Consider the following 12,850-nt stretch of genomic DNA (forward strand, 5'->3'; position numbering starts at 1 on the left):
GTTGCATTTTTAATTTAAAGCAAGCACACTGATTGAAATGCAAACTCATCGTACCAGTCTTAGTTCGTCAACTAGGGAGAATAATAATGTTATATAAAAGCGATTCCTTTGAAGTTAGCTTCCTAAAGGAAAACATCGCCGAGTTTAAGTTTTGTGTTGCAGGTTCTGTAAACACATTATCTCAAAAAACTCTTTCAGATTGCGCAGCAGCATTAAAAGAATTAGCTGCCAATACTGATATCAAAGGCATGATTTTTACCAGTGATAAAGACCACTTTATTATTGGTGCCGATATCTTCGAATTTTTACCTACATTTACTAAACCTGAAGAAGAATTAGTAGTGTGGATCAAAAACGCAACCGACGTTTTTGATGCAATCGAAGATTTACCATTCCCAACTCTAAGCGCTATAAACGGTATGGCACTTGGCGGTGGTTGTGAGTGGGCACTTGCTACCGATTATCGTGTGGCAAGCGAAACAGCTAAAATGGGCCTACCAGAAGTTAAACTTGGCATAATGCCTGGTTTTGGTGGCACAGTGCGCTTACCACGTATCATTGGCGCCGATAACGCGATGATGTGGATTACCTCAGGCGCAGAAAACCGCGCAGCAGATGCCCTTAAAGTAGGTGCGTTTGACGCGGTAGTTAGTGCTGACAAACTTTTAGAGTCAAGTGTATCAACACTTGAGCTGGCGATTGCTGGCAAGCTAGATTGGCAAGCAAAACGTAACGTAAAACTACAGCCACTTAAATTAAACCGTGTTGAGCAAGGCATGAGCTTTGCTATGGCAGAAGGTATGGTAATGGGTAAAACCAAAGGCCACTATCCTGCACCGGTTATGGCTGTACGTACTATTAAAGCAGCGGCAAACTGTACTCGCGATGAAGCAATGGCAATCGAAAACGCTAACTTTGCTAAATTAGCACGTACACCTGAAGCAGCTGCACAGACAGGTATATTCCTAGCTGACCAATACATTAAAGGTAAAGCACGTAAATTTGCTAAACAAAGCGATGTAGAAATTAAACAAGCCGCTGTATTAGGTGCTGGTATTATGGGTGGCGGTATTGCATACCAGTCTGCTTATAAAGGCACTCCTATTATAATGAAAGACATCCAACAAGATGCGCTTGATTTAGGTATGGGTGAAGCGTCTAAGTTATTAGGCGCAAAAGTTAAGCGTGGCCACATGCCAATGGAAAAAATGTTGGCAACACTTAGCAAAATTAAGCCAACACTTAACGCGTCAGACCTACAAAGTGCCAACATTATTGTTGAAGCCGTTGTAGAAAACCCTAAAGTTAAGCAAGCAGTACTCGCTGATCTTGAAAAGACCATGCCAGAAGGTACGGTACTTACTTCAAACACATCAACTATTTGTATTGATTTATTAGCAGAAGCACTCGATAAACCAGAAAACTTCTGTGGTATGCACTTTTTCAATCCAGTGCCCAAAATGCCATTAGTAGAAATTATCCGTGGTGCTAAAACGTCAGATAAAACAATTAATGCAGTAGTCGATTACGCGCTTAAATTAGGTAAATCGCCAATTGTTGTTAATGATTGCCCAGGCTTCTTTGTAAACCGTGTTTTATTCCCTTACTTTGCAGGTTTTAGCAAATTAGTGGTTGAAGGCGCTAACTTTGCAAAAGTAGATAAAGTAATGGAAAACGTATTTGGCTGGCCTATGGGTCCGGCTTACCTACTTGATGTTGTAGGTATTGATACAGCGTTCCATTGTACTGGCGTAATGGCCGACGGTTTCCCTGAACGTATGGCGCGTGCTGATAAAGACCCTGTGACTATTTTTGCCAACGAAAAACGTTTTGGTCAAAAGAACAAAGCCGGTTTTTACAAATACGAAACAGATCGTCGCGGTCGTCTTAAAAAGTCTCATGACGAGACAGCAGTTGAGCTACTAAGCCCAATTACAGACGCACCAAAAGAATTTGATAAACAAGAAATCATCGACCGTTGTATGATTCCAATGATCAACGAAGTGCTACTGTGTTTGCAAGAAGGCATTGTTGCCTCTGCGCAAGAAGCAGATATGGCATTAGTTTACGGTGTTGGTTTCCCTCCATTTAGAGGCGGCGCGTTCCGTTACTTAGATCAAACTGGTTTGGCTAACTTTGTTGCAGCAGCAGACAAATACGCTCACCTAGGTGCGATTTACCAAGTATCTGAGCAAACTCGCAAGTGGGCCGAAGAAGGTCGTGTTTTCTATAAGGTGGAAGGTTAATATCATGAATAATCCAGTAATTGTAGATTGTATCCGCACACCAATGGGTCGCTCTAAAAGTGGTGTATTCAAACATAAACGTGCTGAAGACTTAAGCGCACATTTAATGAAAGGCTTACTTGATCGCAACCCAGCAGTTGATCCAGCATCAATTGACGATATTTATTGGGGTTGTGTACAGCAAACATTAGAGCAAGGTTTTAACGTAGCACGTAACGCAGCATTACTTGCAGGTATTCCACACAGCGTACCAGCTGTAACGGTTAACCGTTTATGTGGATCGTCAATGCAAGCATTGCATGACGCAGCACGCGCAATAATGACAGGCGCTGGCGACACTTACCTAATTGGTGGTGTTGAGCACATGGGTCACGTACCTATGACTCACGGCAACGACTTTCACCCAGGCCTTGCAACAACGATTGCACAAGCATCGGGCTCAATGGGTTTAACAGCAGAATACCTTGCAACGCTTCATGGCATTAGCCGTGAGCAACAAGATGAATTTGCTTACCGCTCACATCAACGTGCACAAGCGGCAACTGTTGAAGGCCGTTTTCGTCGCGAAATTTTAGCAATGGAAGGTCACGCAGCAGATGGTTCTCTTATATTAGTTGAAGACGACGAAGTAATTCGCCCAGAAACAACAGTAGAAGGCCTATCAAAGCTTCGCCCTGTATTTAATCCTGCATCGGGCACGGTAACAGCCGGTACGTCTTCTGCACTTTCTGACGGCGCATCTGCAATGTTAGTAATGAGCGAAGAAAAAGCAAAAGAACTTGGCTTACCAATTCGTGCGCGCATTAAAGCAATGGCAGTCGCTGGTTGCGATCCATCAATTATGGGTTACGGCCCAGTACCAGCAAGTAAAAAAGCACTTGCTCAAGCCGGTATTACAATTGATGACCTAGGCGTAGTAGAACTTAACGAAGCCTTTGCAGCACAATCATTACCTGTAATGAAAGATTTAGGGTTAATGGATGTTGTTGACGAAAAAGTGAATTTAAATGGCGGCGCAATCGCACTTGGTCACCCTCTGGGTTGTTCGGGTTCGCGTATTAGCACATCGCTTATTCACTTAATGGAAGACAAAAATGTACGATACGGTTTAGCAACTATGTGTATTGGTTTAGGCCAAGGCATTGCCACTGTATTTGAACGTGTTCAAGACTAATTAGTTTTAAACATGTAAAACCATCTTGGTGATTAAAAAGGCGGACTGATTTTATTCAGTTCGCCTTTTTTATTAGCTTTAATTAAGTGAAAACGACCCTTTATCAAACAAGCATGTAACAGCGTAATTATGTGATCGGGCGTATTATTAAATAAAGTCTTTTGCAGCAATAAAGTTTCAAATAATATGGGCATATTAAGATAAGTAAAATAGTTAAATTACACTTAAAATTGCGTTAAACTCCCAAACTTATTAATTGCTATACCTAAGCACTCGTGTACACAGCAACCACTTTAATTAAACAGGCCAATTTATTATGAGCTTTGATAATCCCGATCACCAATTAGATGCCATAGGCCTTCGCTGCCCAGAGCCAGTAATGATGGTACGTGCTGCTATTCGTAAAATGAGTGATGGTGAAACGTTATTAATAACCGCAGACGATCCGTCAACGACTCGAGATATTCCGAGTTTTTGTACGTTTATGGATCACACGCTGGTGGCTAAAGATGCAGAAGAAGCACCGTATAGATATGTGGTTAAGAAAGGGTTGTGAGCTATCAGCTATTAGAAAATTTATTGGTTAAACTAATTAAATCCAAATAGTTTTTAAAAGTTAATTTGTTAACACCAAAGAAAGTCATATGTGCTTGCAGTAATTGAGACTCAGTAATTTTATGCCTTCCATCATAACCAAACATATTCATATAACCATCAGTCTTGATACTGTTTGCTCTACCCAATACTTTTCTAAAGTATTCAAAATATGACAAAATATTTATCTCTGAAAAGCTAAGATGTTGTTGTATTAGATTCTGATGTTCATAACTTTTTAAATTTAATATCTGCTTATAACTATCGGGTTGTTGAGCCATTGAAAGCATCTTTTCTAATGTTTCAGGGAGGTTGAGACTTTCATCTGAAACTTTTGAATTAGCGTCGTTCAAATCAAACACAAAATGGTAATCACTAAAGAATTGATGAAAATAATCAAACTCTGGTTTATCAAACATGTATAAACATATCAGTACTGATAAAATTACAATGTCTACGGTTTTCTCTCTCTCTATTAACTCAATAGATGTTAGTAATCTATCAGCCAATTGTATTGCAGACCTTGGTGCTAGCTTTTTCCAATGAGCAATTTTTACAACTAGTAATGAGATTTGCTTTTTAAGCTCTTCATCATTTGTAGTAAGAAATGGAAAAAGCAAAATACTACGCTCTTTCAATTTATCGCTATGCAAAATTGAGAAGTCACAATTAGCCTCAAGTAGAGAAGCTGAAACATTCACGTCAAGATGATATTTTGTATCGAAAAAGCGTCTTAAATAATTATCTGCATTAAAGTTACTTCCATATAAAGCCTTGATAGTATGCTGTAGCTCTTCAGTATGTGTTGAAACGATAATTACCAAACCTTCTATATCAAAAATATGCTTTATTGCTTCTAGCATCTCTACAGCGAACGTTGGTCGGCACCGATCTAACTCATCTATAAAAATAAACGCAGGATAACTTCGAGCTATTGCTTGTAAGTCTCCTTTTGGCTTTTCAATCGAGTATTTTACTAACTCCTTAATGGTGCGCTTTAGCTCATTTACCCCCTTCTTATAGTCACTATGTTCTTTAAATGCTTGTGTTGTCATTGCTTCCATAGCTGCTGACAAATCTAATGGTTTATTATTTTGTGTTGATGAAGAAGTACCATCTGTGTCAGAGTTTTCGTCTACAAATAGGTCTTCAATATCAAAGCCACCATATCGCTTAACCAATGCTGCTAAAATTTTTGGTAAGACAGATATACCTATATTTTTAAAGCTTTTTCTTTTGGCTTGAGTTAAATGACTTTTGTTGATTGTTTCTAAAAGTTGCTCTTGTATTTCAGCAAGCACTGTAATAATAGGTGAATCCATAAAATCATTCGACCAAGCATCTATGTAAACAACCGGATGTTCATGCTTTAAGTTTTCAGCCCAACGTTTTACGAAATAAGTTTTACCTGCCCCCCATTCCGCATTTACGTTAATTACATAAGAGGATTTATTGGGCTTCTCCCTATTCGCATTTGAGCGACGAACAAGGATCTTAGTAAGCAGTTCTGCATCTTGCTTTCTATTTAGTTGATCAGCAGGATAAGTAATATCATCAATTTTTATTTCTTCGTTCCATTCTTTAGTTTTCATACAACGTCCTTGTCACAAATCCATTAATTCACTCGGGCAGCTTTAAAAATACAGCTATCACTTCTTCGTTATCGTCACTTGTGGCTTGTCGTAGTCACTGTAATCAATACTTACTATGTATGTGCCTTTTATTGCTGGTGTGAAACTAAAGTAGTTATAAATAGTATTACAGTCTGCGATAGCTGGTTGGCCGAGTGTTAGGCTTTGCCCTGCTGGTTGTGAGTCGCTGTAACCACAGTTGTAGCCTTCACTAAAATCGGCATCAGCTATTTTAAATTCGTACACTTTACCAGGCGTCGAAAATTTAACTTCTGCTTGATAAAGCGCAGGGCCAACTGGCGCAAACTGATACTGGGGTTCTGCATCCCATAGTGTAAAGTCGCCACGTAAGTAAATTGTGCGGTCAAGCTCTTGCTGAGGTAATACATCGTTAATCGAAATTTGGCTTGTACAGGCAGTAAGTAAACTGGCAAGCGCTAACGTTAAAATTCTTTTCATGGAGATCATCAATGAGTATCCTTTGCATACAGTGAAAACTAAAAAGCCAGCAAAACGCTGGCTTTTAAAATTGTTAATCGGTGTTATTTTTGTAAAACAGAAATATCTGCAATACCTAAAAACAATCCGCTTAACTGGCTTAGCAGCGCAAGACGATTTTGCTTAACTGCTTCATCGTCGGCCATAACCATTACGTTGTCAAAAAAGTTATCAACACTTTGTCGAATACCGGCCAATTGGCTTAATGCTTCTTGGTAGTTTCCATCTGCGTAAAGTGGTGCAAGGTCAGTGGCAAATTTTGCTACTTGTGATGCCAATACTTTTTCAGCGTCGTCGCTTAATAAGCTCTCATCAACACTACCTTGGCTGGTAATGTCGTTTTTAGCCAGAATGTTACCTACACGCTTATTAGCTGCTGCAAGCGCTTCTGCTGCGTCTAATGTACGGAAGTGGCTTACGGCTTTAACACGGCGATCAAAATCAACAGGTTTAGTCGGACGACGTGCAAGCACAGCTTGAATTACGTCTACTTCAATACCTTCGTCTTGATACCAAGCACGGAAGCGTCCTAGCATAAATTCAAATACGTCAGTTGATACATTTAAGTTAGTTAACTTGTCGCCAAACAATGTTTGCGATTTAGCTACTAGGTCTAAAATATCAAGTGGTAGCTCTTTTTCTACCATAATGCGAAGTGCACCAATAGCAGCACGACGAAGAGCAAATGGGTCTTTGTCACCCTTAGGTGCTTGGCCTATACCAAAAATACCCACCAGCGTGTCAAACTTATCAGCAATCGCTACTGCGCAGCTAATTAAGTTTGTAGGTAAGTTGTCGCCTGCAAAGCGTGGCATGTACTGCTCGTTTTGCGCTACGGCTACATCTTCGGCTTCACCATCGTGGCGAGCGTAATGCATTCCCATTACACCTTGCACGTCGGTAAATTCCATTACCATTTCAGTCATTAGGTCAGTTTTACTTAATAAGCCTGCACGCTGTGCTAGTACTTTATCAGCACCTAATTGCTCAGCAATATAACCTGCAAGCTCACTAATGCGCTCAGACTTATCTTTAAGCGTACCAAGTTGCTTTTGGAACAATACGCTATCAAGCGATTCTAATCGGCTTTCTAGAGTTTTCTTTTTATCTGTTTCAAAGAAGAACTGTGCATCGGCTAAACGCGGGCGCACTACTTTTTCGTTACCAGAAATAACCACACTTGGATCTTTACTCTCGATGTTAGATACAAACAAAAATTTATTTAAAAGTTTGCCGTTTTGATCTAATAACGGAAAGTATTTTTGATCGTCTTTCATGGTGTAAATTAACGCTTCGGCTGGTACATCTAAAAATGCTTCTTCAAATGTTGCCGTTAAAGTAACTGGCCACTCTACAAGTGATGTTACTTCTTCTAGTAAATCTTCATCCATTGCAACAACAGCATTAACTGCTTTTGCAGCCTCTTCTATTTGCGTACGAATTTGTGCTTTACGTTGTTCGTAATCAGCAATAACGTAAGCAGATTTAAGTACGTCAAAAACGTCGTCCGCATGGTTTATGCTAATTTTTTCTGGGTGATGAAAACGATGACCCTGAAGCTGGTTAGTTATTTTCTTACCAAGAATTTCGCCTTCAAGTAGCTCATCACCAAACAAAATAGTTACCGTATGCACAGGACGAATAAATTGTGTTTTATTCGCGCCCCAACGCATTGGTTTAGGAATTGGTAATTTAGCCAACGCTTTAGTAATTGCACCAGTCATTAGCGTTTTAGTTTCTTGCCCTGCTACTTTAGCAATGTGCAATAACCATGCGCCTTTGTCTGTTTCGAGTGTTTGTGCGTCTTTTACTTCAATACCACAACCACGTGCCCAACCCATTGCTGCTTTTGTTGGGTTACCGTCACCGTCAAATGCGGCTTTAGTTGCTGGACCGCGTTTTTCAACTTCTTTGTCTTGTTGCTTAGCTTCAAGCGCTTTTACTTGTAAACCTAAACGACGAGGCGATGCATACCAGCTTACGCCTTGATGTGCTAACTCTAGTGTTTCAAGCTCTGCAGTTAAGTTTGCAGCAAAGGCTTCTGCTAATTTACGCAGTGCTTTTGGTGGCAACTCTTCTGTGCCAATTTCTACTAATAAATTTTGTGCTGACATACTTACTTATCCTTACACAGCGGGAAACCAAGCGCTTCGCGTTTGTCATAGTAACTTTGTGCACACGCTTTTGATAACGCACGTACTCGTAAAATATAACGTTGACGTTCGGTTACCGAAATTGCGTGGCGTGCGTCTAGTAAGTTAAATGCGTGCGATGCTTTCATTACTTGCTCGTAAGCCGGTAGTGGTAAGTTTGCTTCAATTAACTTTTGGCTCTCTGCTTCACATTTATCAAACTGAGCAAATAAGTCTTCTACATTTGCGTGTTCAAAATTGTAAGTAGACTGCTCTACTTCATTTTGATGGAACACGTCGCCGTAGGTTACGCGCCCTAGTGGACCGTCTGCCCATACTAAGTCGTAAATACTATCTACGCCTTGAATGTACATTGCTAAACGCTCTAGGCCGTAAGTGATCTCACCCGTTACTGGTGAACACTCAATACCACCAACTTGTTGGAAGTAGGTAAACTGCGTTACTTCCATGCCGTTTAACCAAATTTCCCAACCTAGGCCCCACGCACCTAACGTAGGTGATTCCCAGTTGTCTTCTACAAAGCGAACTTCGTGAGTTAGTGTATCGATACCCATAGCCGCTAAAGAGCCTAAATAAAGCTCTTGGATGTTATCTGGCGATGGCTTTAAAACTACCTGAAATTGGTAGTAGTGTTGTAAGCGATTTGGATTTTCACCGTAGCGACCATCGGTAGGACGACGACACGGTTGCACGTATGCACTCGCCATTGGCTCTGGACCAATAGACTTTAAAAAAGTTTGCGGGTGAAATGTCCCTGCGCCCACTTCCATATCAAGTGGTTGAATAATGACACAGCCTTGCTGCGCCCAATAATCCTGTAAAGCCAGGATCAAACCTTGAAAGGTTTTTACGTCATATTTTTGCATATTTGGCTTTTTACTATCTAAGAAGTAGCGTGAAAATTACCCTTAGTATACCGTGTGTACACTCAGGTTTTAAGCAGTTTGTGTAATTGAAGAAAATAAAAAAGGAGCCATTAGGCTCCTTTTTCTATGTGAGCAATATTTTTTACACGTCTAAGTTAACTACACGTAGTGCGTTCTTTTCAATAAACTCACGACGAGGCTCTACTTGGTCACCCATTAAGGTCGCAAATAATTGATCCGCGCCAACAGCATCTTCGATCGTTACTTGTAACATACGGCGAGCACTAGGATCCATTGTGGTCTCCCAAAGCTGGCTTGGGTTCATTTCGCCCAGTCCTTTATAGCGTTGAATATAGATCCCGCGCTTCGATTCTGTGATCAACCATTCCAAAGCATCCACAAAGTTATCAACAGGTTTTGTTTTCTCACCACGTTGAATATATGCACCTTCGCTAAGGATGTTTGCGATGTTAGTACCAGTCACAGCAATGCGTTGGTAGTCACGTGACGCAATAAAGTCATAATGAAGTACGTGTGCTTTATCTACACCGTGCTGACGAATATTCACAACCGGGTAATACATATTACGCTCAGCATCATGCTCTGTACCAGCATGGAAAATAGTCGCATCTTCATCACGTGCAATCAGGTCGTCAACCAACACTTTAGTCCAAGCAATTACTTTAGCTTCATCTGAAAGGTCATCAGTTTTCAATTCTGTTTGATAAATTAAGCGTTCCATTACCGTGTTAGGGTATTTACGCTTTAAACGCTCAATTACTTTAACTGTGTTTTGATAATCGTGAACGATTTCTTCTAGTGCCTCACCTTCAAGAGCTGGTGCATCTGTACTTGCATACAACGCTGCACCATTAAGAGCAAGCGATGTTAGGTATTCAACTAATGCAGGGTCATCTTTAATATAACGCTCTTGCTTACCTTTTTTCACTTTATAAAGTGGTGGTTGAGCAATGTAAATATAGCCGCGTTCTACAATTTCAGGCATTTGGCGATAGAAGAATGTTAATAGTAACGTACGAATGTGAGAACCATCCACGTCCGCATCGGTCATGATTATAATGCGATGGTAACGTAATTTCTCAGGGTTATATTCGTCACGACCAATACCACACCCTAATGCAGTAATTAGTGTTGCTACTTCTTGCGAAGATAACATTTTATCAAAACGTGCTTTTTCTACGTTTAAGATTTTACCTTTAAGCGGAAGAATAGCTTGGTTTTTACGGTTACGTCCCTGCTTGGCTGATCCGCCAGCAGAGTCCCCTTCCACTATATATAGTTCAGATTGGGCAGGATCTTTTTCTTGGCAATCAGCTAGCTTACCAGGTAAGCCTGCTAAGTCCATTGCACCTTTACGACGTGTCATTTCACGGGCTTTACGCGCCGCTTCACGAGCACGTGAGGCATCAATAATCTTACCTACAACAATTTTGGCATCAGTTGGGTTTTCTAATAAAAACTCAGTGAATTTTTCAGCCATTGCTTGTTCAACTGCAGACTTAACTTCACTTGAAACGAGCTTGTCTTTAGTTTGCGATGAGAACTTAGGATCAGGAACTTTAACACTAACAACAGCCGTTAAGCCTTCACGGGCATCATCACCGGTAGCATTGCTGGTTGTTTTAGCTTTTTTGTTAAAGCCTTCTTTTTCCATGTAGTTATTAAGTGTACGTGTTAGCGCTGATCTAAAACCGGCTAAGTGAGTACCACCATCACGTTGTGGAATATTATTTGTGAAACAGTAAATGTTTTCTTGGTATGCATCATTCCACTGCATTGATACTTCAACGCTAATACCATCTTCTTCACGTTCGTGAGTAAAATGGAATACACCTTTATGTATAGGTGTTTTATTACGGTTTAAGTATTCAACGAAAGCTTGAATACCGCCTTCGTATTTAAAGTGGTCAGATTTATTTTCTTCACGTTCATCATTTAAAATGATGCTCACACCTGAATTTAGGAATGAAAGCTCGCGTAAACGCTTAGCTAAAATTTCGTAATGAAAATCTAAGTTTGTGAATGTTTCACCACTTGGCCAAAAACGCAGTTCTGTACCAGTCGTGTCTGATTCACCAATAACAGCTAAAGGTGCATCTGGAACACCCATAGTGTAAAACTGCTCATGAAGTTTACCTTCACGGCGAACTGTAAGTTTTAGCTTTTCTGAAAGTGCATTTACAACAGAAACACCAACACCGTGTAAGCCACCAGATACTTTATAAGAGTTATCATCAAACTTACCACCGGCATGAAGTACCGTCATAATAACTTCGGCTGCTGATACGCCTTCTTCTTCATGGATAGAAGTTGGAATACCACGACCGTTATCTCGTACTGAGACAGAACCGTCTAAGTGAATCGTTACATAAATATCATCACAATGACCTGCTAAGGCTTCATCGATCGAGTTATCAACGACCTCAAACACCATGTGGTGTAAGCCTGTGCCATCATCGGTGTCCCCAATATACATTCCAGGACGCTTTCTTACTGCGTCTAATCCTTTAAGTACTTTAATACTCGACGAGTCATAATTCTCAGACATGGTTAATCCCACTTATCTTGTTATTAGGTTGCCATGTTTCACGTGGAACATTTGTAGTTCTCGTTGCATGGGTTCCACCACAGCAGAAATACTTTCAGACAAAATTGAAGAGATAAAAATTTGAGAACTGCAGTGAGCAAGTAATTGTCCCACTTTCTCTTTTGTATCTTCGCCTAACTCTGAAGGTAGATCATCTATTAGCAATATAGATTGCTTATCTGTCTCTGACTCAATTAAGCTATTTTGCGTAACTTTTAACGCATATAATAGTAACTTCAATTGACCGCGTGAGAATGTATTCTCCACACTGTTGCCAGCGACACTAAAACTAAAATCGGCCTTATGAGGGCCTTTACTTGTAAATCCTTGGCGAGCATCTCGCTCAAAGTTTTGCTCTAACGCATCTGCAAGAGATTCGGTCTCTTTCCAGCCTGCGTTAAAGGTCATTTCTAAATCACGTACAAGCGTTAATTCTGCACACATTTTATCAAAAAACTGCTGCTTAAACCTACTTATATACGCCAATCTTAATTTATTTATTTCTTCAGCCAGTCTAACAAATTCTTTGTCCCAAAACTTAATTTGGTCAAAATAATTCTTGGGCTTAGTTTTTAACAATGCATTACGTTGTTTAAGTACTTTATTGAACGATTGCCATAAAAAAAAGAACTCATGTTCCACGTGGAACAAACCTAAATCTAAAAACTTTCTGCGCTCTTTAGGCCCACCAAAAAATAAAGAATAACTCTCTGGTGTAATAATTTGCACTGGCATGAGTTGAGCTAGTTCGGATATTTTACGGCTCGCCTTACCTTGAATTTTTAAATTAGTTTCACCCGTTTGGGTTTTACTAATACCAATTGGAATAGATAAGTCGTGTATTGTTTTGCGCCCGTGAATTACAAACTGCTCTTGCTGATGCGCGATAATACTTTTGTGTTTTGGAGTACGAAAAGATTTGCCGTGAGAAAGGTAATAGATAGCCTCTAAAAGGCTGGTTTTTCCGCTGCCATTTTCACCATATATTATATTAACGCCGTTAACTGGTTCTAGCGTCAGCGCCTCAATATTACGAAAATATTTGAGGCTCAAATGACTTAAGCTCATTATGTATTTATA

9 protein-coding genes are annotated in these 12,850 nt (G+C 40.1%); 3 read left to right on the plus strand and 6 right to left on the minus strand.

Annotation, left to right across the window (positions count from 1 at the left end):
- The first annotated feature begins 86 nt into the window (after nt 1–86).
- From fadB to tusA, 3 genes are all read left to right on the plus strand, one after another.
- The gene (gene fadB / locus I6F43_RS19000) at nt 87–2,246 is read left to right on the plus strand and encodes a fatty acid oxidation complex subunit alpha FadB (protein WP_165722844.1); all 2,160 of its coding nucleotides are present in this window, start codon (nt 87–89) and stop codon (nt 2,244–2,246) included.
- A 4-nt stretch (nt 2,247–2,250) separates the two neighbouring features.
- On the plus strand, nt 2,251–3,420 hold the full coding sequence (gene fadA / locus I6F43_RS19005; protein ID WP_007584192.1) for an acetyl-CoA C-acyltransferase FadA: 1,170 nt from the start codon (nt 2,251–2,253) through the stop codon (nt 3,418–3,420).
- Nucleotides 3,421–3,736: 316 nt separating this feature from the next.
- Nucleotides 3,737–3,976, plus strand: coding sequence for a sulfurtransferase TusA (gene tusA, locus I6F43_RS19010; protein ID WP_007377644.1), 240 nt, complete (start codon nt 3,737–3,739; stop codon nt 3,974–3,976).
- A gap of 4 nt (nt 3,977–3,980) precedes the next feature.
- Here tusA and I6F43_RS19015 read toward each other — a convergent pair whose 3' ends face one another.
- From I6F43_RS19015 to recF, 6 genes are all read right to left on the minus strand, one after another.
- Nucleotides 3,981–5,606, minus strand: coding sequence for a KAP family P-loop NTPase fold protein (locus tag I6F43_RS19015; protein WP_024599955.1), 1,626 nt, complete (start codon nt 5,604–5,606; stop codon nt 3,981–3,983).
- A 57-nt stretch (nt 5,607–5,663) separates the two neighbouring features.
- Complete coding sequence (locus tag I6F43_RS19020) at nt 5,664–6,113, minus strand: hypothetical protein (protein WP_197103596.1); 450 nt, start codon at nt 6,111–6,113, stop codon at nt 5,664–5,666.
- 74 nt (nt 6,114–6,187) lie between these two features.
- Nucleotides 6,188–8,257 carry a glycine--tRNA ligase subunit beta gene (gene glyS / locus I6F43_RS19025; protein WP_197103598.1) on the minus strand — a complete coding sequence of 690 codons (2,070 nt, stop codon included), beginning with the start codon at nt 8,255–8,257 and terminating at the stop codon, nt 6,188–6,190.
- Nucleotides 8,258–8,259: 2 nt separating this feature from the next.
- Nucleotides 8,260–9,162, minus strand: coding sequence for a glycine--tRNA ligase subunit alpha (glyQ, locus tag I6F43_RS19030; RefSeq protein ID WP_007584197.1), 903 nt, complete (start codon nt 9,160–9,162; stop codon nt 8,260–8,262).
- 142 nt (nt 9,163–9,304) lie between these two features.
- Nucleotides 9,305–11,731 (minus strand): DNA topoisomerase (ATP-hydrolyzing) subunit B, encoded by a 2,427-nt coding sequence (gene gyrB / locus I6F43_RS19035; RefSeq protein WP_008172005.1) that lies wholly within the window; start codon nt 11,729–11,731, stop codon nt 9,305–9,307.
- 12 nt (nt 11,732–11,743) lie between these two features.
- Nucleotides 11,744–12,838 (minus strand): DNA replication/repair protein RecF, encoded by a 1,095-nt coding sequence (recF, locus tag I6F43_RS19040; protein ID WP_008138030.1) that lies wholly within the window; start codon nt 12,836–12,838, stop codon nt 11,744–11,746.
- Nucleotides 12,839–12,850 lie beyond the last annotated feature (12 nt).

Source organism: Pseudoalteromonas sp. NZS71_1, from assembly GCF_015864305.1.
In the GTDB taxonomy this organism is placed as follows: Bacteria; Pseudomonadota; Gammaproteobacteria; order Enterobacterales; family Alteromonadaceae; genus Pseudoalteromonas; species Pseudoalteromonas arctica.

Bases quoted from the DNA above. Each gene is read 5' to 3' on its own strand.
- I6F43_RS19020 (WP_197103596.1), bottom strand. From the start codon at position 6,113: ATGATCTCCATGAAAAGAATTTTAACGTTAGCGCTTGCCAGTTTACTT.
- glyS (WP_197103598.1), bottom strand. From the start codon at position 8,257: ATGTCAGCACAAAATTTATTAGTAGAAATTGGCACAGAAGAGTTGCCA.
- recF (WP_008138030.1), bottom strand. From the start codon at position 12,838: ATGAGCTTAAGTCATTTGAGCCTCAAATATTTTCGTAATATTGAGGCG.
- I6F43_RS19015 (WP_024599955.1), bottom strand. From the start codon at position 5,606: ATGAAAACTAAAGAATGGAACGAAGAAATAAAAATTGATGATATTACT.
- fadA (WP_007584192.1), top strand. From the start codon at position 2,251: ATGAATAATCCAGTAATTGTAGATTGTATCCGCACACCAATGGGTCGC.
- glyQ (WP_007584197.1), bottom strand. From the start codon at position 9,162: ATGCAAAAATATGACGTAAAAACCTTTCAAGGTTTGATCCTGGCTTTA.
- fadB (WP_165722844.1), top strand. From the start codon at position 87: ATGTTATATAAAAGCGATTCCTTTGAAGTTAGCTTCCTAAAGGAAAAC.
- gyrB (WP_008172005.1), bottom strand. From the start codon at position 11,731: ATGTCTGAGAATTATGACTCGTCGAGTATTAAAGTACTTAAAGGATTA.
- tusA (WP_007377644.1), top strand. From the start codon at position 3,737: ATGAGCTTTGATAATCCCGATCACCAATTAGATGCCATAGGCCTTCGC.